Below are 24,349 nucleotides of genomic sequence, written 5' to 3'. Positions count from 1 at the left end.
TGGAGGTGTTAAAATGACTGAAGTTTGGAAGTTAGATAATGAATATTATTGCCTTTATACAGAGAATCGAGATATTATGAGACGAATTAAACGTTATTACAAAGACTTTGAAATCATGGCTGAATACTTTAAATTCGATAAACTCATCGGTATTCAATACAAAGTACCAATCAAACGTAAACGATCTGCATTTCGTTTAGCAAAGGTTGCACAGTTTTAGAATTTTTGTTGCATGTTTTAAGGAAAATTAGCCGATTTGTAAGTGAGGAATAGGATTATATAGGGATTGTATTTATATGTCTAAAAACTCATTATAAATCGGCTAATTTTTTACGAAAACGTGCAAAATACACACCTTTTAATTCCCCTCTTCTGTAACTCCCCCTTTATATCGTTTGTTTCCATCAAGTATTATTTCTTTATTTTCATTTTTCAAAAAAACTAATTTCCTTTTTGTTACAATTGTTGTATTATTTTATTGTAAAATGTTACTTTTGTAGGGGGGGTAATTTGAATGATTAGTAGGATTAAACCAATCATTTACGTTTTTGTGCTGGCATTAGGTTTTAGTTTCTTATCTCCATTAGTTAATAAGGCAGAAGCGAAAGTTTACTGGGATGGTGTCGAGTTAAAGCCGGGGCAAATTGGTAGGCTAACAGTTTTAAAGAAAACAAGTTTATTAAAGTTTAAAAACGATGGCAGTCCCGTTGTTGTTCGTACGTTAAATCCTGGACAAGTTTATCGTATTTACGAGTTTAAACCCGGCTATTTAGGTTTAGGAGGCGGTTATTATGTAAAAAGGGATTCAAGTGTAAAGTATGAAACGCCTTCAAAAACAAAATTGGAGCAAGTAAGAAAGGAAAACGGTCTTCCGTCTCCACAAAAACCGCCTATAAATCAAAATTCTGGTAATATTCCATATGGCATTAAAACGAACATAGGGAAAAATGTCTACTTGGAATTACAAGCATTGGAGAAAAGATACGAAAAGGGAATTACAAGAGAGGAATTTTCAGCAAAATTAGATAGTATTTACTTTAAGTTAAAGGAATTAAAAGTTGCTGAACCAGAAAAAAGCTTATTAAATGTAAAGTTTATGGATGTTAATAATAAACCTAACATTACTTTCAATCATATGCTTGTTAAATTTGCAAATGGGGAAAGATTTATTTTTGCTCAAGATAATGTTATGGTTGGCTTTAATCAAATTTTTGGTGATAAAATTTATTTAAAGACCCAATATTTACAAACCCTATACGCTATAGCTATGAATAGATACTCTGTTTCTTACAGTAAATTACCTTCTGGAATAAGTGGGTACATTCAGCCAGATATTCCTATGTTTAGTACTGAGAAAGTATATATAGATTATAACGACATAAACTCTGATTATTATTACGTTCATAAGCTATTTAATCCCCTATACGGTAAAGAGTTAATAATTAATACTAAGGGAACAAGATTTGAACATGAAAGTTACGTTATGACTTGGAATCCGTATTCTATAGAAGATGTTTTTCAGATTTTAGGATTAGAAGCTCAATACACTTACGATAAAAAACAAAAAATACTGGAATTTTATTTCCCTAAATTAAATCCACAGACAACATATAAATACTAGTGAAAGTGATATCAATAACAAAATTTTGAATAAGCTACCAAAAGAGAGAGGTAGCTTAATTTTTTGTACTAGTGGCTTTTTAATTCACTGGATTTTCTTTAATTAGCACTCCATTGATAACAATCAATTAATATTCTTCCTCATCTTCTTCAACTTCAATTAACTCCGCAAGATCATCCACTTGACATCCTAAAATTTTTGCCAAAATAAAAGCTTTCTCTAAAGTTGGGAAACTTACTCCTTTTTTCCAATTCCACAGTTGCTTTTGCTTCACATCTACATGCTTCCGTATGTAATCATTCCTTAATCCACTTTTTTCAATCAATTCTCCAATGTTACTTTTGAGTTTATATTTTTTCATCACACATCACCATTTAAAATAATTCCACTCGTCTCATTCTTTTCCTTCATGCAAAAATAATACAAGTTTATAATAAGTAAAAAAAATTCCATTGGACATGCAATTTAATTACTACCCCCTCATAAGTTTGAAACTAGATAAAAACACTTCAAGGAAAACAAGGCGGTGTTTTTATCCAGTTTGAAACTATAGGAGGGATTGTTTTGATTCTCGGAATTGATGCTGGAAACGAAAAAACGAAGGTGGTGACTGAAAAAGGAGTATTTCTTTTTGAATCTTCAATGGGAGAATATCGTGAACGCAAATTAATTCAACGTTTTGGAGAAGATGACATGATTTTCGAGTACGAGGGAAGGAAATGGTTTGCCGGAACAATAGCACAGTATGAATGTGAATTTGGAGGAACAAGAAAAGGGGATTCAAAGGCTCATGAAGAAGCGAAACTGCGTATTCTCCTTGCCATTCATCGTTATAGTAATGAAACAGTTAATGATATTGTTGTTGGTCAACCGATTTCAACTCATTCCGAATCAGAAAAAATCAAAATTAAAGATATGTTGAAAGGTACTCATTTTCTTAAAGTTGATTATGGAAATGGGTTTCTTGAAAAGAAAATTGTCATTCGCAATGTTGAAGTGGCAGCAGAGGGAAGTTCAGCCATTCTTTCGCATCCTCAAAAAAATCTCGTTCGAATTATTGACATAGGTAGTGGAACAGTAAACTTCGCAACTATCCTCAACATGCGCTATATTGACCGAGATTCCTTTACCGAGCGTTTCGGGCTTGCAACAGTACGGACAAATGATTTAGAGGCAATTGCAAGAAGAATTGCGAATGTAGCTTTAGCGAAATGGAATGAACATGATTACGTATTGCTTTGTGGTGGCGGAGCTAAACCTTTGTATCCGTATTTGAAGCAGTATTTCTCCAATAGCAATCTTCTTCTTCCTATTCACAACAATCAATATCATGAACCGACTTTTGCAAATGCTATTGGATTTTATCGCATCGGGGAAATGTTGTATGGCTGAAAAAATTATGAAAACTAAAGGAGTCGCCTTTAACTTAGCCGATCCATATCAAAAGAAAATGTTTGAATATGCTTCCAGTTTTCCTAACTTTTCTGCTTATGTGAAGCGATTGATTCAAAGAGATATGGAAGGTGGTCAATCAATCATTTCAAGTATGCCTGTTCAAAACGAAATAACGATAAACGAGGACATTGCAAGGGGATTTATCTAACTATAGTAGCAACTAAAGTACTTTCTGCTTTTTAGTTTTAGTAGAAACATTAGCTACAACTAAAGTATACCTTACTAAAGTTTTTGTGTCCCAATCGTAGAGTTTATGCGGTTTTATCAAATCATTAAGAGAGAGTAAGGTGAAGTTGATGATTTTCAAAACAAAAACGGAGACGTATTCCGTTCGTGAGTTCTTGGCAGGGCATCACAAAACGAAACCGTCTCCTAAAAAATATAATATGCCGTTTTTCAGTTTTATGGGAGTGGATATTTCAGCAAAAACGTTTATGCCGAACGGTTCTCCAGCCGATGTTGCACTTTTGTTAGTTGGTGGAGTTGGAATTGCATTGATTGGTGTAACCATGCTTGAACGTCATTTTGTCAGAAATGGAGATACATTGATTGCTGAATTAATCAACACTACAACCAATTTACTTTTGCCACTTGGCACATTTATTTATTTCACTTACAAATTATTTACGACATTTTGAGGTGAAACAATGTTAAAGGAATGGTTTAAAAAGCAGCAAATGAAATCGATGCTTCGGAAATGTTTCAGGAGTGCTGAAATTTATCAAATATACAAGAGTGGCGATAAGATGATTTACATCTATCCGAAAATCCATTCGGTTCAGTTTAAGGAAAATAAAACAGTATTTACTTTCACATTGCGAAATGGCATGAATCCAAGTGAAATTACAAAAAAGGAATATGTCTTTCAACAAATATTCGGCAAACAGATTGAAATTGACGGTGATATTAAGAAATTTACCTTGACGATTTATCACCATGCGTTTGATGATAAAGTTCCATATGATTACAATGCTTTTTATTCAGTGATTAAAGGAATGAAATTACCGATTATCTGCGGCAAAAACAGAAATGACCAATGGAGAACATTTGATTTAATCAAGCACCCTCACATACTCATTGCAGGAGAAACCGGCTCTGGAAAATCAACTCAATTACGTTCCATTCTCACAACGCTTATTCAATTCAAAAAGCCCCATGAGCTTGAACTGTATCTTGCTGATTGCAAAAAGAGCGAATTTCACATCTTTAGACAAGTAGAGCATGTGAAGTGTGTTTTGAGCAGTCCAGCTGATATTAAAAAGATGTTGCTACACATTAAACAAGAATTAGACGAGCGAAGCAATCTCACTGACAAATTCGGGGTAGCGCATATTGATGACTTGCCAGACAGTCATAAGAAACCGTACATCATCGTTTGCATTGATGAGTTTGTCATGTTACGAAATGACTCAAAAATCATGGATATTCTTATTGAAATCGTTGCTATCGGGCGTACTCTTGGCGTATTCGCTATTCTCTCGATGCAACGTCCTACGGCTGATGTTCTTGATACAACGATAAGAGCAAATTTAACTGTCAGAATGGGCTTCAAAGTCGCTGACGCAACAAACGCAAGAGTGATAAATACAATCGGGGCAGATAAGCTAGACACAGCAGGGCGATTCATTCTCCGCATCTCCAAACAGGAAGAACTACAAGCCCCATACCTTGATATAGACAAAGCGAAAAAGATACTTGAGCCATATATGATCGCAAAGGAAGCAAAAGAAGTGAAAACTAAAACGAAACAGACATCGAACACGCCAACATTTTTAGAGCCGATTCAGGAAAAAATTGAGTGGTTTGGGGTTGATGAAGATGAGAGAGCGTGACAAAGAGATTATTGAAGCGTTAGAGCGTTTTAAATGTTTGAGTCGTGACCAAGTAGCTTCAATGTTTTTCAATCACACAAAAAAGCCACACACAAACGCAAATTTTGTCCTCAAACGTCTTCGCCGAGATGGATATATTACAGCAAGAACAGACAAAGCATTTCAGCAATACGTTTATTTCCCCAATCCACCAAGCATAAAGGAAAATTCGCAGAAAGTAGGTCACTATTTGCTTATCGCTCAAGTATTCATTGATATGTCTAAATACGATACAGTGAAACAGTACGATATAGAACCGTTCGTTGCTGACTTCATTCCAGATGCTTTTGCTCGGTGGAAGGGAAGCAGGTGGTTTATTGAAGTGCAGAACTCGTTATATACGTCAAAACAACTCGAACAGAAATTGAAAAAATATCTCGCATGGTATGAGTCGGGAGAATGGAAATATACGCAATTCGTCAACGATATGAAGCCGATATTTCCGCATGTGTTGATTGTAGGGAAGGTAAATAAAAAGGTGAATGTAGAGGAATATCCGTTTAGGATTGCACAAGTGGAGAGTATTGATGAGTTTATGAAGCAGATTGGGCAACAGCAAAATCAAACTGATCAAATCAAAGTGAATGGGCTAAAATTACGCTCATAAGGGGCGGTAAGTTACCGTTCCCTTTTTTGGCGTTAATAAGCAAGACCACTCATTTCGAGTGGTCTTTTTCATCTTCAACATATTCAAGAATATCCTCGACTCTACAATTTAAAACCTTACAAATCTTGTCTAAAGTTTCAACATTAATTTCTTTCACCTTTTTATCTTCGATCAGTTCCTCATTATTTACCCACTGGCTAATTGTATTGGGTCTAATTCCAGTATTTTTAGACAACCAATACATAGTTTTATTTTGTTCTTCGAGTAATTGTTTAAGTTTAATCTTAATCATCTTTAACCACCTCATATTATTTTTTATTATAACATTATTATTAACTGTTGACGATAATAACTATAAGTGTTAATATTAACTTAAATAGTTAATAACTTTTGGCGTTAATAAAAATAAAAGGTGGTGAAACAATGATCATCAAAGCAAGTGAATGGTTGAAAATGTCACATCAGCAAAAAATGTACCTACTTGCAGGAATTTTTTTCGTGCAACAGCAGAAAAAGAAAGGAATTTGACAAAAAAAGTCGTACAAGTAATAAAAATATGAGAAAAAGGGGAGAGGGAAGAACATGCGTGACTTTTTTGTAGCTGGGGAAATTAAGTTAAATGTTTCAAAAGTGATTAGAGCGAAAACGGCTGAGGAAGCGATGAGAAAGATTCATGAAATGATATCTAATCTCAATGCGGATATTCGAGAAGTGGAGCTTGCACGAATTGATGACAATACAGTAAAAGTTAATGTTGATGATTACAATATAGAGTGGAATCATGTGAATGAAGCAGTTGAAGAATGAAACTGCACTCGAATGAGTGCGGTTTTTATTGTACAATTAAAGAAAGGAATGTGAAAAAACTGGGGGTGAAAATATGAAAGTAGCAATATACACAAGAGTTAGTACAGATCATGAAGATCAATTATCTTCATTAAAACACCAAGAGGAATATTACATAGAGTATTGTCACAAAAAGGGGTACGAAATCTATAAAATATACGCTGATGAAGGGCTTTCCGGCACAAGTGCGAAACGTGAAAAGTTTCTTGAAATGCTTCATGATGCAGGAGTAGACGCAATTATCAAGAAAAATGGACGGATTGAATTTGAACTTTCGGATAGAAAGCCCAAATTTGAAATGATCATCACGAAAGACGTTTCTCGATTCGCAAGAAATATTAACGCTATTGAAATTGTTCGGGCATTGAAGCGAAAAGGAGTATATATCTTTTTTGAAAACGCTGATTTGTCCACTAAAATGAATGACTGGGAATTTCGACTTGGACTTTTCCTTTTGTTCTCGCAACAAGAATCCATTGATCGCTCAAAAAAGGTACGCTTTGGGAAGCTTCAACGGGCGAAAAAAGGGCATTATAAAATGTCAGTCGTCCTTTTTGGGTATGAGTATGACAAACAAAATGACAAATATGTTGTTAATGAAGAGGAAGCAGCAATTGTTCGTGAAATTTTCGACATGTATACAAACCAAAATAAAGGGACAAAGATTATCGCAAAAGAACTCAACCAAAGAGGAATCAAAACTCGCCGAGGTAAAAAATGGGATGGTGAGGCAGTAAAAAGACTACTCACAAATGAAAAATACATCGGAAAAGTTATCGTTCACCGATATACAAAGCCAGATGTAATGTCATCTGCAAGATACATTGAACGTGATCCATCGGAATGGGTTATTCTTGAAAATGCTATTCCTGCAATTATCGATGAAGAAACATGGAAAAAAGCACAAGAAATCATGGAAAGCAGGGTTCAATTTTCAAAAACAGGGCGGAAAGTCGGCGCAAAAACGGGAGAAAGTGATTTTTATAAAAAATTAATATGTGCCAAATGTGGGGCATATTTCACCAGAGTCTCTACAACCAAAATGAGAAAAAAATTAAATGCAGTCATCAAGGAATATAATTATTTTTGCCGAAATCGCAGGATATATGGGACATGTGACATGAAAGGCATTAGTCATAATACACTTGAACGTGAAATTATGAATTTTGTTCAATCGAAAATCTTACACGAAATGATTAAAAAGAAAGATTATGAAAAGCAAATGTACGAAATGCTCATGAATATTCAAAAAAGAAAAATGGAAAGTGTTGAAAAGGAGCGTGAAAAGATACAAAATGAAATTAACGAGATCGGAGCGCAAATAGACAAGCTGTATGATACATTTCTAACAAACGAAAATAGTCAGCTTCTTCTTGAAGCGACACAAAGGAAAATCGAGCAATTAGAACGAAAACGCAAAAAGCTGGAACGTGAAAAAATGAAATATGATATGTCATACATTGAAGAAGAGAATCAGCAAATACAGCGCAGCTATCAAAAAATTCAAGAGTATGCAGAAAAAGAAAGATATACGTTCGAAGAAATACTAGCGATGATTCAAAAAATCGTTGTATACGAGGAAACAGAAGAGGGAAGGGAACTTGAGTTTTACTTTAATTTGCCAACAATGCTCGCTTATATTTTTGAAGATGAAATTGAAGACGTGGAAACGGAGATTATACCGCATAGTTGGAAAATTCAAATTAAATAAGAAAAATGGTTGACAAAGGAAACATTAATAAACACCGTGCAAGCGCAAGTGAAGGCGTATGAAATGGAGTATCACCGCGTTCCGACCGTGCAGGAGCTGGTCGCTGCCCGTTATATTAAGTCCGACCGTTGTCCAAACGGACATGCCGTGCAAATCAGCGCGGATGGTGCTGTGAGTGAGAGCGGTTCGTAACGGCGGCTTCACGCTGCTGGAAATGTTGATTGTGCTGACGGTCGTTTTGCTGCTGACGGGGTTGGCTGTTCCCGCGCTTGGCGGCGTCGTGCGCGAGCAAAACAAGATCCATATGCTCGCCGTGCTGCGCACCGATTTGTATAGCGCGCAGCAATACGCCTTAGCCCATCGGATGAAGGTCGCGGTCTTTTTTACGGAACGCGGCGCGGAGTACAAGGTGATCGAGGCAGCCAGCGGGCGGCAGGTCGCCGCCCGTTCTCTCCCTTCCCCGTGGCGGTTTCAGCTAGTGACGCTGCGCAATCCGCTTGTCTTTACCGGCAACGGCAACATTGAAAGAGGAGGGACGGTTTGGGTGCAAGGAGTGAAGCAAAGCTACAAGCTGACGTTTTTGCTCGGGAAAGGAAGATTTTATGTGCAAAAAATGTAGCAAAGGCTTTTTGCTCGTGGAATCGCTGCTGGCGTTGTCGCTGCTTGGGCTGACCGCCGCCGGGTTTCTGCCGCTTCTTGTGCAGATCGCCGCCGAACGGCGCAATCTAGTTCTCGAAGAGCAGGCGGATCAGCTATTGACGGTCGCGATGTATGAGCAGCCGCTTGTCGGGGAAGCGGTCGTGGTGGACGGACGAACGACGTTTCGGTTGCAAGGACGGGAGGAAGGAGAGAGAACGTGGCGCGTATGCGTGCGCTGGAACGATTACGTCGGCCGCGAGCGGGAGCGCTGCGGCTACAGCAAACGGTAGGAACAAGCGGGTTTACGTTGATCGAAGCGCTAATTTCACTGCTGGTGGCGATCATGATCACCGCCGCTGTTCCGCTGCTTTTGTCCGCCCGCGTGCTAGGAACGGCGGCGATTGACGGGTTTTCGCCGCTTGAGTGGCGCTTGTTTTTGCAGCAGCTGCGGATCGAGATGAATGAAACAGAGCGCTGGTCGGTCGATGGGGACGTCTTCTATTTGCAAAAGTGGAGCGGTGAGACGGTCCGTTTTTTGCTCGCGACGCGGCGGGCGGAATTGATTCGCCAGGTGAACGACGCCGGCTATGAAACGGCGCTTCGCCATGTGCGCGCCGTCTCTTATCGCACCGGTGCCCGCGGCTTGTTTGTGACGGTGGTCGCTGACGATGGAACGGTTTGGGAGGCGTTTGTCGCCCGCGCGTTTTAGCGAGAAAGGCGACATTGGTCGTGAAAAAAACGTAGCGGCAAAAGAGGGGAGAAGATGGAACGGCAAGCAGGTGTCATTTTTCCGTTCATCGCCGTGGTGGCGATGCTGTTTTCGTGTGCTGTGGCGAACGCCTTGCTTCTGTATGAAGCGGAGCGGCAAGCGGCTGAGGCGGCCCGGCAGGCGGCAGAAGCGGAGGAGTTGGTGCAGATGGCGGTCGTTGATGTCAAAGCGCAGATCGCGGCAGCGTCGTTGTCGACGGCCGGGCAAGAAGGGGAATGGGCTTATCCGCGCGGGGTTGCCGCCTATCGCTGGGAAAGGAAAGACAAAACGAGCGTTCGGGTCGTGTTATCGATCCGCTCAACATCCGGGCTTCAGCGCGCGGTGACGTTCACCGTCGTGCTGCCGGCGCTCAATATTACGGAGTGGAGGGAGGGGAACGGTTAAAAAAGGAAGAAGGAGGGAAAACTGAAGGGGGAGGGATTCGATGGCTGTGAACGATTACGTCAAGTTTGTCACCCAACAGCTTGTCGCTTACATGGATATGCCGAAAGAGGAGCGAAGGAAGCGACGGCAATCGCGGAAACAAGAGCGCCCTCCGCTCTCGTACCATTTGTTTGGCATGGTTCCGTTTTCGCTCCGTCTCTTATTTCGCCGCCGTGCGCGGTGAAAGTCCGCCGGCTGACTGCCGGCGGACTGATTTTGGTTGGGCGAGTGGTACCGTTTCGCTCCGCCCGGGGGCTGGAAGCGTCTTTCCATGTTGCGGAGCCGCAGGAGATCGTCATCGGTTCGGTCGTTTGCGAGACGGAAGTGTCTTTCCATGTTGCGCAGCCGCGCCGTTTTTTACGGTTGGCGGGGCAGCAAGTAAAACAAGCCGCCGTTGACGATGGAAACGATGATGCGCGGCTTGTATTGTTTTTCGAGCGCCTCTTTTTCAATATAGTAGCATTCCGGTTTTTCCTCACAGTCTTTGTAAAATTCATCGAGCAACGCCAAATCGTCAGCCCAGCGCCGGCGCGCTTCCTCCGCCCACGTGTGATCGTCCGCACCGATGCGGCTCTCGATGTATTGTTCAAGGCGACCGATGCCGCTTCGAGGTTTAATGAGCGGAGAAATCGTGAAACAATAATCGGGAATTTTCGGCGTCAGCCGCCGCTCACGCAGCCGTTCGTGAAACGACTCGACGATCGTTCCGCTGATGAGATGGATGCCAAGCGAAACGATCTCATCTTTTTTTCGGTCGCATTCATACGAAATCACCACGTTCATGCCAAGCCATGGATGAAGGGCGGCGTTTCCGTTTAAGGGCGCGTTTGGCTCCTCATACAGGCGGATGAAGCTGCCGCGTTTTTGCGCCGAGCGAAACAGCTGATGCAAGCGGGGCGCGCCGAAATGGAGGCGTTCTCCTTTCAGTTTGTCTGTTCGTTCATTGGCGCGGGTGATGAGCGTGAGCTGCATCGGCTGCGGGACGCCGCCCGTCCGTTCGATGTAATGCCAGTAAAACGGTCGATTCATCAGCTCCTTGTCCATTTCCGCCGTCAGTTGAACGGTGAGGTAATCATCATGGGCTTCTAGGAGCGCGCAGCCATTGGCTGTAAAGTAACGTTCCACAAAGCGGCGGATTTCATGTTGCTGCATGGCGTTGTCCTCCTTCTCTTCGCAGCTGTTCTGCCAGTTCGATCATCGCTATAATGTTCTCCATTTTAATTTTCATTTCCCCTTCGCTCCGTGAGTGGACGATCGCGTCTTCCAAGTAATGTTCAAGGTTAGTGAGGTTCATCTTCGCCAAAATGTCGTCCAGCTCGCCGACGACCCGCTCAAATAAGCGGATTTTTTCATACAGAAGCGTTAAAATATGCTCTTCGACCGTCTGTTTGACGGCAAAATTGTAAATATAAACGTCATCCGTCTGGCCGAGGCGGTGGACGCGGCCGATTCGCTGCTCAAGGCGCATCGGGTTCCACGGCAAGTCGTAGTTGATGACATGGCGGCAAAATTGCAAGTTGATGCCCTCGCCGCCCGCCTCGGTGGCGATGAACACTTGGGCGTGGTGTTTAAACAGTTCCTGCATCCAGTCTTTTTTGCCGCGCCGGAAGCCGCCGCGAAACGGGACGGACGAGATGCCGTGCTGCTTTAAAAACCATTGCAAATACAGCTGTGTCGCCCGATATTCGGTGAAAATAATGACTTTGTCATTGATCGAGCGGATGAGCTCAAGCGCTTTTTCCGCTTTGGAGTTCGTCGTGACGGCGTTGATTTTTTCCAAAACGCGCTCAAGCGGTTCTGGAACTGCTTCACCGCATTTGTCGATCATGTTTTTGATCGTGAGAAACAACGCCTCGCGGCTGCTGCACGCCTCGCGAAGCAGCGTAATGAGCGAAAACGATCCGGCGAACGATGCATGACGGAGCGCTTTTACCGCCTCATACAGCTCGCGCTCTTCATCGGTAAACTCGATCAGCACCGGCTCGACGTGGCGCTTTGACCATTCGATCGGCGTGTCGGCGCGGCGGTTGCGGATCATCACTTTGTTGACGAGCGCTTTTAAATGGTCGTTCGCCTGCACCGCCCGCGTTTTGCCGTATGTGTTCGCAAACTGTTCGGCGCTGCCTAAATGGCCGGGCTTCAGGAGCGAGACAAGGTTGAAAATTTCTTCGATCCGGTTTTGAATCGGTGTGGCCGTCAGCAGCAAGCAAAACTTCTTTTTTAAATTTTGCACAAACTCGTAGTTTTTCGTTTTGTTGTTTTTCAGTTTGTGCGCCTCGTCAATGATGATCATATCGTACGGCTGCTCATAGATGATGTCGCGGTGCGGCGGCTTTTTCGCCGTATCGATCGAGGATACGACGATGTCGCACTGCTCCCAGACGTAGCTTTTTTTCTGTTGGACGGCTGGAATGAAAAACTTTTCGTTCAACTCTCTCACCCATTGCGAAACAAGGGAGGCGGGAACGAGAATGAGCGCTTTTTTGACAAGTCCGCGAATCATATATTCTTTCAAGATGAGACCGGCTTCGATCGTTTTTCCAAGGCCGACTTCATCCGCTAAAATGGCTTTGCCGTTCATTTCCTCGACGACGCGGCGCGCCACTTCAAGCTGGTGCGGCAGAATCGTTACATGCGGCAAATGTTTCGGCGCCTGCAAGCCGTCAAATTCCGGAACGATCAAATGATGGGCAGCTTCCAGCGCCAGTTCGTACATTTCCCAGCTCGCCCACGGTCCGTCCTTTTCCACGCGCTCGAGAAATTCCTCCTTCCATGTCCGATCCATTTCCAAATCGATATTCATGGCGATCCCCTTCCCTCATGACGAATGTTTATCAGTCAAAGAGATAGTATGTTAAATAAAAAAGAGAACATTTTGGACTTCAATTCCTAATAAAGTTCGATCATTTCCTATTGCCCTCGGGCTGTCGTTAATGGTAGTATAAATTTAGAACATTCACATGACTTGTTGCTGAGGGCGTTTGTTAGTATGCCCGTTTTGGAAAAAAATATCGCGTAGCGGATGACGGCAAGGGGAGAGACTACGGAATGTAGCGCCGAAGGAGCAAGCGAAAACGCGAATCTCTCAGGCAAAAAGACTCTTGCTTGACGCAGCTCTGGAGAGCGCCTGCGTTCGCGCAGGCCACCCAAGAGGAAACCGATCGGCCCCGCGGACCGGAAACGGACGCGCCAGCCGGCCGGCGGGAAACTTTCAGGTGCCAGGACAGAGCCCCCTTTGATCGAAAGGGTGGAGTCTGTCTTTTTTTCTGCGATCGACGACAAGGAGGGAATGAGATGCTGAAGCGCACGCCGCTTTTTCCGGCGTATGCCCGCTATGGCGCCAAAACGATTGAATTCGGCGGCTGGGAAATGCCGGTGCAGTTTTCCAGCATTAAAGAAGAGCATGAAGCCGTACGGACGCGTGCCGGGCTGTTTGACGTGTCGCATATGGGGGAAATCGCCGTCCGCGGCCGCGGAAGCCTCGCGTTTTTGCAAAAGCTGATGACGAACGACGTCGCCAAACTGCGGCCTGGCCGGGCGCAATATGCGCTTATGTGTAATGAGAACGGCGGCACGGTCGATGATTTGCTCATCTATCAAAAAGGGGAAGACGACTATTTATTGGTTGTCAACGCCGCCAATACCGAAAACGACTTTGCTTGGCTGAGCGAGCATGCCGAGGGGGACGTCGAGCTTGAGGATGTATCGGCGGAGACGGCCCAGCTGGCTTTGCAAGGGCCGGCGGCCGAACGCGTGCTGCAAACGTTGACCGATTTCGACTTGACGGCGCTGCGCCCGTTTTCGTTCGCTGACGGCGTCGAAGTTGCGGGCATGAAGGCGCTCGTTTCGCGCACCGGCTATACCGGCGAGGACGGGTTTGAACTGTACTGCCGCGCCGAAGACGCCGCCGCGCTATGGGAGGCGATCCTCGACGCTGGAGCTCGTGACGGCGTTCTTCCATGCGGATTGGGCGCGCGCGATACGCTCCGGTTTGAAGCGTGTTTGCCGCTTTACGGTCAAGAGCTGTCCACCGCGATTTCACCAATTGAAGCCGGGCTCGGCTTTGCCGTCAAGACGGAAAAAGAGCCGCCGTTTATCGGCCAAGCGGTATTGAAACGGCAAAAAGAGGAAGGGCCGCCGCGCCGGCTCATCGGCATTGAAATGATCGACAGAGGCATTCCGCGCCACGGATACGTTGTCTTTGCCGATGGCGAAGAGGTCGGGTTTGTCACGACCGGCACGCAGTCACCAACCTTGAAGAAAAACATCGGCTTAGCCTTGGTGAAAGCGGAGGTGGCCGCCATCGGCCGGGAGGTCGAGGTGGACATCCGCGGCAAGCGGCTGAAAGCGAACATCGTGCCGATTCCGTTTTACAGGCGGGCTAAGTGACGATTCCAAAGCGACAAGGAAAGGGGAAAAACGCAGTGCTCCATCGTTATTTGCCGATGACGGAAGAAGACAAACAGGAGATGCTGAAGACGATCGGCGTTGCCTCGATTGACGACTTGTTTGCCGATATTCCCGAACAAGTTCGCCTCCGCGGCAAGCTGAAGGTGAAACCGGCCAAATCGGAGCCGGAGCTGTGGAAAGAGCTTGTGGCTTTGGCGGAAAAAAACGCCAACATCAAACAATATGTTTCCTTTTTAGGAGCCGGGGTGTACGACCATTCCATTCCGGCCGTCGTCGATCATGTCCTGTCGCGCTCTGAATTTTATACGGCGTATACGCCGTATCAACCGGAAATTTCCCAAGGCGAGCTGCAGGCGATTTTTGAGTTTCAGACGATGGTGTGCGAGCTGACCAGCATGGACGTCGCCAACTCGTCGATGTACGACGGCGGCACGGCGCTCGCCGAAGCGGTGCTGCTAGGCGCCGCGCATACGAAGCGCAAAAAAGTGCTCATCTCCACTGCCGTTCATCCACAATATCGGGAAGTCGTGCGCACGTATGCGAAAGGCCAGAAGCTTGACGTGAAAGAAATTCCGTATGATGGCGGCGTCACCGACCTTAAGGCGCTTGAAGCGGAAATGGGCGATGATGTGGCGTGCGTTGTCGTCCAATATCCGAACTTTTTTGGTCAAATCGAGCCGCTGAAAGCGATCGCGCCGCTCGTTCATGAAAAGAAAAGTGTATTCGTTGTCGCCAGCAACCCATTGGCGCTTGGCGTGCTGACTCCGCCAGGGGCGTTTGGCGCCGACATTGTTGTCGGGGACATGCAGCCGTTTGGCATTCCGACGCAGTTTGGCGGTCCGCATTGCGGCTATTTCACCGTCAAAGCGCCGCTCATGCGAAAAATTCCAGGGCGGCTCGTCGGGCAGACGACCGATGAGGACGGGCGCCGTGGGTTTGTTTTGACGCTTCAAGCGCGCGAGCAGCACATCCGCCGCGATAAGGCGACATCGAACATTTGCTCCAACCAAGCGTTAAACGCTTTGGCCGCTTCCGTAGCGCTCTCGGCGCTCGGCAAGCGGGGCGTGAAAGAAATGGCGGCGATGAATATGCAAAAGGCGCATTACGCGAAACGCGAGCTTGAAAAACGCGGGTTGTCGTCGCCGTTTGCCGGCCCGTTTTTCAACGAGTTCGTCGTCCGGCTCGGCCAGCCGGTGTCTGATGTGAACGATCGCCTGCTCGAAAAAGGGATCATCGGCGGCTATGACCTTGGCCGCGACTATCCGGAACTTTCCGGCCATATGCTGATTGCGGTGACGGAAGTGCGGACAAAAGAAGAAATCGATCGGTTTGTCAATGAATTGGGGGATGGCCATGCGTAATGATCAACCGCTCATTTTCGAACGAAGCAAGCCGGGGCGCATCGCCTACAGCCTACCGGCGCTTGACGTGCCTGCTGTCGATGTCAGCGAGCTCGTGCCGGCCGACTACTTGCGCACCGAAGAGCCAGAGCTGCCGGAAGTGTCGGAGCTTGACTTAATGCGCCACTACACGGCGCTGTCGAGACGAAACCACGGCGTTGATTCCGGCTTTTACCCGCTCGGGTCGTGCACGATGAAATACAATCCGAAAATCAATGAAAACGTCGCCCGCCTCGCTGGGTTTGCCCATATTCATCCGCTTCAGCCGGAAAAGACGGTGCAAGGGGCGCTTGAGTTGATGTATGATTTACAAGAGCATTTAAAAGAAATCACCGGCATGGATGCCGTCACCTTGCAGCCGGCGGCCGGCGCCCACGGCGAGTGGACCGGGCTGATGATGATCCGTGCTTACCATGAAGCAAACGGTGACTTCAACCGGACGAAAGTGATTGTCCCGGATTCAGCGCACGGCACGAACCCGGCGTCAGCGACGGTCGCCGGTTTTGAGACGGTGACAGTCCAATCAACGGCCGATGGGCTTGTCGATTTAGAAGACTTAAAGCGCGTCGTCGGTCCGGATACAGCCGCGCTTATGCTCACGAATCCGAATACGCTCGGGCTGTTTGAAGAGCAGATCGTCGAAATGGCTGAAATCGTCCACGCAGCCGGCGGCAAGCTGTATTATGACGGCGCGAATTTAAACGCGATTCTTGGCAAGGCGCGCCCGGGGGACATGGGCTTTGACGTCGTTCATTTGAACTTGCATAAAACGTTCACCGGCCCGCACGGCGGCGGAGGCCCAGGCTCCGGTCCGGTCGGGGTGAAAGCGGACCTCATTCCGTTTTTGCCAAAGCCAGTCATCGAAAAAGGGGAAAACGGCTATGATCTCGATGACGACCGCCCGCAGTCGATCGGCCGTGTCAAGCCGTTTTACGGCAATTTCGGCATCAACGTCCGGGCGTACACGTACATCCGCTCGATGGGGCCGGACGGCTTAAAAGCGGTGAGCGAGTACGCTGTGTTAAACGCCAACTATATGATGCGGAGGCTTGCCGACTATTACGATTTGCCGTATAACCGCCATTGCAAGCATGAGTTCGTCCTGTCGGGACGCCGGCAAAAGAAACTCGGTGTCAGGACGCTCGATATTGCCAAGCGGCTGCTTGATTTCGGCTTCCATCCGCCGACGATTTACTTCCCGCTCATCGTCGAAGAGTGCATGATGATTGAGCCGACGGAGACAGAGTCAAAAGAGACGCTCGACGCGTTTATTGACGCCATGATCCAAATTGCCAAAGAGGCGGAGGAAAATCCGGAAATCGTTCAAGAAGCGCCGCATACGACTGTGGTCAAGCGATTGGATGAAACGACCGCGGCCCGCAAGCCGATTTTGCGCTATCAAAAACCAAAACATAGCGACAACTGACGTTTGATCATTGATGAGCGCTCGCTCCCCAACGGAGCGGGCCGTTTTTTGTACGGTGGATGAGCCATTGACAGAAATGTCAAATTAGTTTATTATATAAACTAATGGACAGGGAAGAAACAGCATGTGTTCATATGGAGAAGTTAGCCTTAACAGTCGGCGCACGGGCGCTCGACGGCTTGAATGAAAAAGCGGATGGCCAAGAAGCCCACACGGCAGGAATCGACGGATGCAGCACAGCCATAGTGAAGCGCCTCTGCCCTTTCGCAAGACAGATCCGATCAATCCAATGAAAAGGATGACAGAGACGTGAGGACAGGAAACATTACGCTCGTCAAAAAAATGAATAAACAGCTCGTTTTGAAATTGATTCGCGAAAAGCATCCGATTTCGCGCGCCGATATTGCGAAAACGACCGGTTTAAACAAAGCGACCGTTTCCGCGCTTGTGGATGAACTGATCGCCGAGCACTTTGTTCACGAAAGCGGCATCGGCGAGTCAACGGGCGGGCGCCGGCCGCTCATGCTTCGCTTTAACGCCGATGCCGGTTCGCTAGTCGGCATTGAGCTTGGCGTCAACTATTTGTACGCCGTGCTGACGAACTTAAACGCGGAAATCATTTGGGAGCAGCGCCGTTCGTTTCGTCCGACGGAGGGGCAGGAAGCGATCGTCGGTGAGATGGCCGAGCTCATTGAAGCGGCGATCCGCCGGGCGCCCGCGACGCCGTACGGGGTGATGGGCATCGGCATCGGCGTGCCCGGCGTGGTTCACACCGAAAGCGGGACGGTCGTTTTTGCGCCGAACTTGCGCTGGGGAGATGTCGCCCTCGCTTCGGCGTTGCAAAAACGGTGGCCGCACCATCCGATTATCGTCGAAAACGAGGCGAAGCTGGCGGCGCTCGGAGAAAAATGGTTTGGCGCCGGCAAAGAGTTTGCCCATTTTGTTTACATCAGCGCCGGCATCGGCATCGGCGCCGGCGTCGTTTTGCAGCACCAACTGTATCGCGGGGTAAACGGGCTGGCTGGCGAAATTGGCCATCATACGATCGATTTAAACGGAATCCGCTGCAGCTGCGGCAACATCGGCTGCTGGGAGATGTACGCTTCTGAAAAATATATTGAGCGGCGATTAGCCGAGCAAGGGCGTTCCGAATGGCTCGGCGACCGTTTTTCTGTCGCGGCGATGGCGCTGGCCGCCGAGAGCGACGAGCAGCTGGCGCGCATTTTGGAGGAAGCGGGCCGCTATCTTGGCATCGGATTGCTGCAGACGGTGTATGCCTACAACCCGGAAGCGGTCATCATCGGCGGTTCGCTCGCCCAAGCCGGGCAGCACGTGCTTGACCCGGCGCGCCAAGAAGTGAAGCGGCGCATTCTTGTGAAAAAAGAAAGCGAGCCGTATATCATTCCGTCGGAGTTGAAGGAAAAAAGCTGCGCGATTGGCGCTGCCGCTTCCGTATTAGAGGCGGTCGTCCTGCCGCCGGAATTTGAGCCGGCGCTTCCGGCACCGCAGGCAAAGCAAGGCTGATTCCCCCGTCTTTTCCGCACCGAAAGCGAGGGGCGGCCTTGAAGGCCGATGGAAAGGCAAACGAATGAAAAGGGGCTCGTCGCTTTCGAGCCCCTTTGGTTGCCGACGGGCGGCTACGCCTTTTTCTTTACTTTCCCCGTCCATGTTTTGAATCCGCCCTTTAAATGATACAAATGGCGGTATCCTTTTCGATACAGCATTTGCGCGGCCCGCCCGCTGCGCAGCCCGTTTTGGCAGTACAAATAAATCGGCTGATCTTTGCGCAGTTCTTTCATGCGCATGCGCAGCTGCGTGAGCGGAATGTTGCGCGCTCCTAAAATATGTCCAGCCGCAAATTCGTCCGGCTCGCGGACATCGACGAGTTGCGCTTTTCGGTAGCCGGCGCGGAATTCTTCTTCGGTCAACGCTTTGACGATTCTCCGCTGCCATAAATAGGTGATGAGCGAATATACGACGATCGCCCCGAGAATGATGAGCAGCGCTTTCACGCCTCACGCCTCCTTTCCCTTCGTCCACTATTCCTATTATATAGAGTCGCCCGTAGAAAGCAAAGTCTTTTCGTGATGCCATTTTTCTTTCCTTGACTGACGTTGTTTGCTAAACTAGTAGGGGCGGCCCAACGCCTCTTTCTCAAGAACGCAAGGGGCCGGAAGCAAGGAATGACAGAGAAGGTGGAACGATGGCAAAAGAAGTATGGCGCTTTATTGATTCAGGAGATTGTCCTCCGGCGTTTAATATGGCGCTGGATGAAGCGCTTTTGGATTGGCACAGCCAAGGAAAAATTCCGCCGACGGTTCGTTTTTACGGCTGGAATCCGCCAACCTTGTCGATCGGCTATTTTCAAAAAGTCGAAAAAGAGATCGATTTAGAGGCGGTGAAACGGCACGGCCTCGGTTTTGTCCGCCGTCCGACCGGCGGGCGCGGCGTTTTGCATGACAAGGAACTGACCTACAGCGTCATCGTCTCGGAATCGCATCCGGCGATGCCGCCGACCGTGACGGAGGCGTATCGCGTCATTTCCCAAGGCATTTTGGAAGGGTTTCGTTTCCTTGGGCTCGATGCGTATTTTGCCGTGCCAAAGACAGAAGAAGAGAAAGCCGATTTGCGCAGCCCGCGCTCGGCTGTTTGTTTTGACGCGCCGTCATGGTACGAGCTGGTCGTTGAGGGACGGAAAATCGCCGGCAGCGCGCAAACGCGGCAAAAGGGCGTCATTTTGCAGCACGGATCGATCTTGCTTGATCTCGACGAAGAACTGCTGTTCAGTTTGTTTAAATACCCGAACGAGCGGGTGAAAGAGCGGCTGCAGCGCGATTTTAAAAAGAAGGCGGTTGCCATCAACGAACTGACGAGCCGGACGGTGACGATGGAAGAAGCGAAGGCAGCGTTTTACAAAGGATTTGAAAAAGGATTGAATATCGTGCTAGAGCCGTATACGCTGACGGCCGAAGAGCGCGAATATGTGGAAACGTTGGCGCGAACGAAATATGAAAGCGATGAATGGAACTTCAAGCGCTGAGCAGCGGTGTGGTCAATCGTTCGTTTTCCGGCAAAAATGGCGGCACTCCCCTGTTTTTCTCTGCTTTTCGCCGTGTTTAGCTTTTTTTGCTTGACAAAAACGACATGATTTGTTCTCTTCACAATATATAGTATGATTTTCGTAAAAAATCATACTATATATTGTTTTTTTCTGTCCGATATGGTAAGGTAGAGAAGACAGGGCAACGTTGGCAAAAACATGAGAAACTATAGAAAAGAGGAGAGATAGGAGAATGACGGTGGCGTCATCCGAAAAAATGAAGATCGATATCGACAAACTGAACGAGGACATCCGCCTATTTCCGCAAGTGCATCCGATTACGCCCGATATGCACATCACCCATAAAGGCGTATCCCGTTTGGTGATGCTTGACCGGTATTCGTTCAAGGACACGGAGAAATTGACGCTCGCGCCGGGCGATTTTGTCGTGTTGACGATCAAGGAAGATCCGAAGTTTCCGGCCCGCGGCCTCGGGTTTATCGTTGACGTTGATTGGGAGACGAAAAAAGCGCGCGTGCTGATTGAGGACGAATACCGGCACGTGCTTGAAGGGGAAGAAGCGGAGACCGGTATTGTCGTTCGGTCGCTCGACATTATCGACAAGCCGCTCGAGATTTTCTATGAGCAAATCGCCAAGCGGAATGCGACCGGGCTCGCTGCTGTGGAGAAAACGGAAGAAAAGCGCAACGAGTGGTTCGAAAAGTTTTATCAAGAGCTCGCGAGCATGAACTTTGTGCCGGCCGGCCGCGTGTTGTACGGCGCAGGGTCGGGCAAGGAAGTGACGTATTTCAACTGCTATGTGATGCCGTTTGTCAAAGACTCGCGCGAAGGCATTTCCGAGCATCGGAAGCAGGTGATGGAAATCATGAGCCGCGGCGGCGGCGTCGGGACGAACGGCTCGACATTGCGGCCGCGCCATACGCTCGCGCGCGGGGTAAACGGCAAATCGTCCGGGTCGGTCTCGTGGTTGGATGACATTGCCAAACTGACCCACCTTGTCGAGCAAGGTGGCTCCCGTTGACTAGGGCGCAAAACGGCGGGAGTAAAATCTCGCGAATTGCTGGAACACCCTAAAGCCAACTTGACCACAACGGAGCTGGCGACGGCAGACGTGACGGTTGGAAAACAAGTTGGATGCAACAATGGGCAACCAGCAGCCGAGCATCTCTGGAAACGGAGATGAAGGTTCAACGACTATTGAAACTTCCTACAGCCCTCGGTACAATCAGGGTAACGAACACTGTTTCGTGGGGGGAGGGCTATGGAAGGAGTAAATCGTATCCCGCGGCAACGGGGATACGAGGCGCGAGACAGGGAAGAGATAATGAAAACAGCAAAGTATCTGCATGAGGAGGGATATAGCCAAGTTAAAATCGCCATGATGTTGGGGATTTCTAGGGGAACCTTAATGAGATGGAATAAAGATCAGGGAGTATTCCAAACCAGAGCACCTGGAGAGGCTGGTAAGTTAGCAGTAAAAAAATACGGTTATAACGAGAACTATTTTTCCAATATCAGAACCCCAAATCAGGCTTATTTAGTTGGCTATATCTTAGGTGATGGAACGCTATATGATCGTAAAAAATCAAAACGACTTGTATTAACTGTGGCAGAAACCGATAAAGATCTCCTTTATAGTATAGCAAGGGAGATGAATATTGCTCCTGAAGCTGTGAAGTTTAGAAAAAATAATACATGTAATGAACAAAATAAGTATTCATTAACAATTAGTTGTACAAAAATCTGTAATGATCTCATGAGACTGGGAATATCCCCTAAGAAAACTGGGAAAGAGCCATGGATAACAATTTAACAGTATTGAATTGCAATGGAGTTTTCTAAGGGGGATATTCGATGCTGATGGGAGTATTAGAGTGTATAGAAGGTATTATCGTGATAGGGAGAAGGACTACCTTAGGGTAAGGTTTGGTATTACTGGATCAAGACCATTACTAGAAGGAATCTTAAATTTTCTCAAAGCTAATGGAATTGCCCAAAATGTCAACTCCCTAACTGCCAAACAAGGTTGTTTTGATCTATATGTTTCCAGTATTAACGATGTAAAGAAAATATTCCATCACTTGTATCGATATGGAGACCTTAAGTTGAACCGTAAATACGAGATCTTCTCTTCCCTGATGATATAGTCTGATCTCCGACCGAAAGGCGGAGAGCTAGGCAGAAATGACCTAGCCCGCTCGTGGAAGCGAGCGAGTAACAATGTGCGCGGCGCCCAAATGATTATGCTGGCCGACTGGCACCCGGACATTATCGAATTCATCGTCTCGAAAATGCAAAACCCGCGCATTTTGCGCTACCTGCTCGAAAATATGGAAGACGAAGGCATCAAAAAAGCAGCGCGCGACAAACTGAAATTTACGCCGCTCACCGAGCGGGAGCGGGCGATGTACGAAGCGATCGTCCGATACAAGAACGCGCCTGACTACGGCGGTTTCACCGAAGACATCATCAAAGACGCCGAAGAAAAACTGCGCACCGGCGGTACATATACGGTGCACAACCCAGACTTTTTGACCGGTGCGAACATTTCCGTCTGCTTGACGAAAGAGTTCATGGAAGCGGTCGAAAAGGACGAAGAATACGCGCTCCGCTTCCCGGACGTGGAAACCTATTCCGAAGAGGAAATGCGCATTTACAACGAAAAATGGCATGAAGTCGGCGATGTACGCGAATGGGAGAAAATGGGCTATCGCGTCCGCGTCTACCGGAAAATCCGCGCCCGCGAACTGTGGAAGCTGATCAACATTTGCGCGACGTATTCGGCCGAGCCGGGCATTTTCTTCATCGACAACGCCAACGAAATGACGAACGCCCGCGCGTACGGACAAAAAGTCGTGGCGACCAACCCGTGCGGGGAACAACCGTTGGCACCGTATTCGGTGTGCAATCTGGCCGCCATTAACTTGGCGAACATGGTCGACAAAGAACGGAAGGTCGTGGACTACGAAAAACTGAAACGCACGGTCGAAATCGGGGTGCGGATGCAAGACAACGTCATTGACGCCACGCCGTACTTCCTTGAGGAAAACAAAAAACAAGCGCTCGGCGAGCGCCGCATCGGCCTTGGCGTCATGGGGCTTGCAGACTTGCTCATTTACTGCGAAAAAGCGTACGGCTCTGAGGAAGGAAACCAGCTTGTCGATGAGCTGTTCCGCACGATCGCCACGACCGCATACCGGGCATCGATCGAGCTGGCGAAAGAAAAAGGCAGCTTCCCGTTTTTGGTCGGCGAAACGGAGGAAGAGACGCGCAAGCTGCGCGAAGCGTTCATCAACACCGGCTACATGAAACGGATGCCGGAAGACATTCGCCAAGATATTTTGAAATACGGCATCCGCAACTCGCATTTGCTGACGGTGGCGCCGACAGGATCGACGGGGACGATGGTCGGCGTCTCGACCGGCCTAGAGCCGTACTTCTCGTTCTCGTACTACCGGAGCGGACGCTTGGGCAAATTTATCGAAGTGAAAGCGGACATCGTCCAAGAATATTTAGACAAACATCCAGAAGCCGACCCGAATCACTTGCCGCCTTGGTTTGTGACAGCGATGGACTTGCCGCCGGAAGCGCACGCCGACGTGCAGTGCATCATCCAACGTTGGGTCGACTCGAGCTTGTCGAAAACGGTCAACGCGCCAAAAGGCTACACCGTCGAGCAAGTGCAAAAAGTGTACGAACGGTTATGGCGCGGCGGCGCGAAAGGCGGCACCGTCTATGTCGACGGCAGCCGCGATACGCAAGTGTTGACGTTAAAGGCAGAGGAAAATCAGGTCGAAGAGCAGCTTGAACTGCTCCCCGAACAGGGGGAAGAACACGAAGCGAAACGCCCTGTCGTGCTCGTTGATACGATTCAAGACGTGCGCGCCACCGATGTGACGATCGGCTCGGAAATCGGCAACATTTGCCCGATTTGCCGCGAAGGGACGGTCGAAGAGATCGGCGGTTGCAACACGTGCACGAACTGCGGCGCCCAGCTGAAGTGCGGGTTGTAATGGAAAAGGATGGGATGAACGAAAGAGGCTGTCCCAAAAGGTCGGTAAAACGACCTTTTGAGGACAGCCTCCTGCTTTTGTTTTTACATTATTTGTC

The 24,349-nt window shown here is 47.6% G+C and carries 27 protein-coding genes, 2 pseudogenes and 1 riboswitch; of the genes and pseudogenes, 24 read left to right on the top strand and 5 right to left on the bottom strand.

Going from position 1 to position 24,349, the window contains the following annotated elements:
• The first annotated feature begins 13 nt into the window (after positions 1 to 13).
• Positions 14 to 220 carry a hypothetical protein gene (locus B4113_RS02585; protein ID WP_061912187.1) on the top strand — a complete coding sequence of 69 codons (207 nt, stop codon included), beginning with the start codon at positions 14 to 16 and terminating at the stop codon, positions 218 to 220.
• A 294-nt stretch (positions 221 to 514) separates the two neighbouring features.
• Positions 515 to 1,621: a hypothetical protein gene (locus B4113_RS02580; protein WP_061912169.1), complete on the top strand. Its 1,107-nt coding sequence runs from the start codon at positions 515 to 517 to the stop codon at positions 1,619 to 1,621.
• A 127-nt stretch (positions 1,622 to 1,748) separates the two neighbouring features.
• Here B4113_RS02580 and B4113_RS02575 read toward each other — a convergent pair whose 3' ends face one another.
• Entirely contained in the window at positions 1,749 to 1,982 is a 234-nt protein-coding gene (locus B4113_RS02575) for a helix-turn-helix transcriptional regulator (RefSeq protein ID WP_061912168.1), read from the bottom strand.
• 203 nt (positions 1,983 to 2,185) lie between these two features.
• Here B4113_RS02575 and B4113_RS02570 point away from each other — a divergent pair, with 203 nt between their 5' ends.
• The 5 genes from B4113_RS02570 to B4113_RS02550 all read left to right on the top strand — a co-directional run bounded on the left by B4113_RS02570 (position 2,186) and on the right by B4113_RS02550 (position 5,554).
• Entirely contained in the window at positions 2,186 to 3,013 is an 828-nt protein-coding gene (locus B4113_RS02570; protein ID WP_061912167.1) for a ParM/StbA family protein, read from the top strand.
• Positions 3,006 to 3,224: a hypothetical protein gene (locus B4113_RS02565; protein ID WP_235597941.1), complete on the top strand. Its 219-nt coding sequence runs from the start codon at positions 3,006 to 3,008 to the stop codon at positions 3,222 to 3,224. Before B4113_RS02570 ends, B4113_RS02565 begins: the two co-directional genes overlap by 8 nt.
• 139 nt (positions 3,225 to 3,363) lie before the next feature.
• Positions 3,364 to 3,714: a hypothetical protein gene (locus tag B4113_RS02560; RefSeq protein WP_153017110.1), complete on the top strand. Its 351-nt coding sequence runs from the start codon at positions 3,364 to 3,366 to the stop codon at positions 3,712 to 3,714.
• A 9-nt stretch (positions 3,715 to 3,723) separates the two neighbouring features.
• Positions 3,724 to 4,908, top strand: a complete 1,185-nt coding sequence (locus tag B4113_RS02555) for an FtsK/SpoIIIE domain-containing protein (RefSeq protein ID WP_061912165.1) — start codon at positions 3,724 to 3,726, stop codon at positions 4,906 to 4,908.
• Positions 4,895 to 5,554, top strand: coding sequence for a replication-relaxation family protein (locus tag B4113_RS02550; RefSeq protein WP_061912164.1), 660 nt, complete (start codon positions 4,895 to 4,897; stop codon positions 5,552 to 5,554). Before B4113_RS02555 ends, B4113_RS02550 begins: the two co-directional genes overlap by 14 nt.
• Positions 5,555 to 5,603: 49 nt before the next feature.
• Here B4113_RS02550 and B4113_RS02545 read toward each other — a convergent pair whose 3' ends face one another.
• Complete coding sequence (locus B4113_RS02545) at positions 5,604 to 5,846, bottom strand: helix-turn-helix transcriptional regulator (protein WP_061912163.1); 243 nt, start codon at positions 5,844 to 5,846, stop codon at positions 5,604 to 5,606.
• A 290-nt stretch (positions 5,847 to 6,136) separates the two neighbouring features.
• On the opposite strand from B4113_RS02545, the gene B4113_RS02540 reads away from it, so the two are divergent.
• The 8 genes from B4113_RS02540 to B4113_RS02510 all read left to right on the top strand — a co-directional run bounded on the left by B4113_RS02540 (position 6,137) and on the right by B4113_RS02510 (position 10,126).
• Positions 6,137 to 6,361, top strand: a complete 225-nt coding sequence (locus B4113_RS02540; RefSeq protein WP_061912162.1) for a hypothetical protein — start codon at positions 6,137 to 6,139, stop codon at positions 6,359 to 6,361.
• A 73-nt stretch (positions 6,362 to 6,434) separates the two neighbouring features.
• Complete coding sequence (locus B4113_RS02535; RefSeq protein ID WP_061912161.1) at positions 6,435 to 8,111, top strand: recombinase family protein; 1,677 nt, start codon at positions 6,435 to 6,437, stop codon at positions 8,109 to 8,111.
• 9 nt (positions 8,112 to 8,120) lie between these two features.
• Positions 8,121 to 8,303 (top strand): hypothetical protein, encoded by a 183-nt coding sequence (locus B4113_RS18410; protein ID WP_235597940.1) that lies wholly within the window; start codon positions 8,121 to 8,123, stop codon positions 8,301 to 8,303.
• On the top strand, positions 8,287 to 8,730 hold the full coding sequence (gene comGD, locus B4113_RS02530) for a competence type IV pilus minor pilin ComGD (RefSeq protein WP_033844174.1): 444 nt from the start codon (positions 8,287 to 8,289) through the stop codon (positions 8,728 to 8,730). Before B4113_RS18410 ends, comGD begins: the two co-directional genes overlap by 17 nt.
• Positions 8,714 to 9,040, top strand: a complete 327-nt coding sequence (locus tag B4113_RS02525; protein WP_033018997.1) for a hypothetical protein — start codon at positions 8,714 to 8,716, stop codon at positions 9,038 to 9,040. The genes comGD and B4113_RS02525 overlap by 17 nt, the downstream gene beginning before the upstream one ends.
• Complete coding sequence (gene comGF / locus B4113_RS02520; protein ID WP_108209741.1) at positions 8,977 to 9,459, top strand: competence type IV pilus minor pilin ComGF; 483 nt, start codon at positions 8,977 to 8,979, stop codon at positions 9,457 to 9,459. The genes B4113_RS02525 and comGF overlap by 64 nt, the downstream gene beginning before the upstream one ends.
• Before the next feature lie 54 nt (positions 9,460 to 9,513).
• A complete protein-coding gene (gene comGG / locus B4113_RS02515; protein ID WP_033018998.1) occupies positions 9,514 to 9,903 on the top strand; it encodes a competence type IV pilus minor pilin ComGG in 390 nt (129 codons plus the stop codon).
• A 40-nt stretch (positions 9,904 to 9,943) separates the two neighbouring features.
• On the top strand, positions 9,944 to 10,126 hold the full coding sequence (locus B4113_RS02510) for a YqzE family protein (RefSeq protein WP_033018999.1): 183 nt from the start codon (positions 9,944 to 9,946) through the stop codon (positions 10,124 to 10,126).
• Between the two features lie 173 nt (positions 10,127 to 10,299).
• Here the strand turns inward: B4113_RS02510 and B4113_RS02505 are convergent, their stop codons facing one another.
• The gene (locus B4113_RS02505) at positions 10,300 to 11,094 is read right to left on the bottom strand and encodes a YqhG family protein (RefSeq protein ID WP_033019000.1); all 795 of its coding nucleotides are present in this window, start codon (positions 11,092 to 11,094) and stop codon (positions 10,300 to 10,302) included.
• Entirely contained in the window at positions 11,081 to 12,745 is a 1,665-nt protein-coding gene (locus tag B4113_RS02500; protein ID WP_033019001.1) for a DEAD/DEAH box helicase, read from the bottom strand. The genes B4113_RS02505 and B4113_RS02500 overlap by 14 nt, the downstream gene beginning before the upstream one ends.
• A 219-nt stretch (positions 12,746 to 12,964) precedes the next feature.
• A riboswitch (glycine riboswitch) is annotated at positions 12,965 to 13,053 on the top strand.
• A 183-nt stretch (positions 13,054 to 13,236) separates the two neighbouring features.
• On the opposite strand from B4113_RS02500, the gene gcvT reads away from it, so the two are divergent.
• From gcvT to B4113_RS02480, 4 genes are all read left to right on the top strand, one after another.
• Entirely contained in the window at positions 13,237 to 14,331 is a 1,095-nt protein-coding gene (gene gcvT / locus B4113_RS02495) for a glycine cleavage system aminomethyltransferase GcvT (protein WP_033019002.1), read from the top strand.
• Positions 14,332 to 14,366: 35 nt separating this feature from the next.
• On the top strand, positions 14,367 to 15,713 hold the full coding sequence (gene gcvPA / locus B4113_RS02490; protein WP_061912160.1) for an aminomethyl-transferring glycine dehydrogenase subunit GcvPA: 1,347 nt from the start codon (positions 14,367 to 14,369) through the stop codon (positions 15,711 to 15,713).
• Entirely contained in the window at positions 15,706 to 17,178 is a 1,473-nt protein-coding gene (gene gcvPB, locus B4113_RS02485; protein ID WP_061912185.1) for an aminomethyl-transferring glycine dehydrogenase subunit GcvPB, read from the top strand. The genes gcvPA and gcvPB overlap by 8 nt, the downstream gene beginning before the upstream one ends.
• 309 nt (positions 17,179 to 17,487) lie before the next feature.
• Entirely contained in the window at positions 17,488 to 18,702 is a 1,215-nt protein-coding gene (locus B4113_RS02480) for an ROK family transcriptional regulator (protein WP_082799286.1), read from the top strand.
• A gap of 113 nt (positions 18,703 to 18,815) precedes the next feature.
• On the opposite strand, the gene B4113_RS02475 is transcribed toward B4113_RS02480, so the two are convergent.
• The gene (locus tag B4113_RS02475) at positions 18,816 to 19,190 is read right to left on the bottom strand and encodes a rhodanese-like domain-containing protein (protein WP_061912159.1); all 375 of its coding nucleotides are present in this window, start codon (positions 19,188 to 19,190) and stop codon (positions 18,816 to 18,818) included.
• Between the two features lie 191 nt (positions 19,191 to 19,381).
• Here B4113_RS02475 and B4113_RS02470 point away from each other — a divergent pair, with 191 nt between their 5' ends.
• From B4113_RS02470 to B4113_RS02450, 5 genes and pseudogenes are all read left to right on the top strand, one after another.
• Positions 19,382 to 20,218 carry a biotin/lipoate A/B protein ligase family protein gene (locus B4113_RS02470; RefSeq protein ID WP_033019007.1) on the top strand — a complete coding sequence of 279 codons (837 nt, stop codon included), beginning with the start codon at positions 19,382 to 19,384 and terminating at the stop codon, positions 20,216 to 20,218.
• A 253-nt stretch (positions 20,219 to 20,471) separates the two neighbouring features.
• Positions 20,472 to 21,257, top strand: a pseudogene (locus B4113_RS02465) (ribonucleotide reductase N-terminal alpha domain-containing protein); the annotation flags it as partial.
• 243 nt (positions 21,258 to 21,500) lie between these two features.
• On the top strand, positions 21,501 to 22,052 hold the full coding sequence (locus B4113_RS20230) for a hypothetical protein (protein ID WP_235597939.1): 552 nt from the start codon (positions 21,501 to 21,503) through the stop codon (positions 22,050 to 22,052).
• A 10-nt stretch (positions 22,053 to 22,062) separates the two neighbouring features.
• Entirely contained in the window at positions 22,063 to 22,386 is a 324-nt protein-coding gene (locus B4113_RS21085; RefSeq protein WP_160331357.1) for an LAGLIDADG family homing endonuclease, read from the top strand.
• A pseudogene (locus B4113_RS02450) lies at positions 22,387 to 24,252 on the top strand (vitamin B12-dependent ribonucleotide reductase); the annotation flags it as partial.
• Positions 24,253 to 24,349: the final 97 nt, after the last annotated feature.

The organism is Geobacillus sp. B4113_201601, assembly GCF_001587475.1.
Lineage (GTDB): Bacteria > Bacillota > Bacilli > Bacillales > Anoxybacillaceae > Geobacillus > Geobacillus icigianus.
The sequence above is the reverse complement of the archived record's forward strand: the minus strand, read 5'-3'. Positions and strand labels throughout refer to the sequence as shown.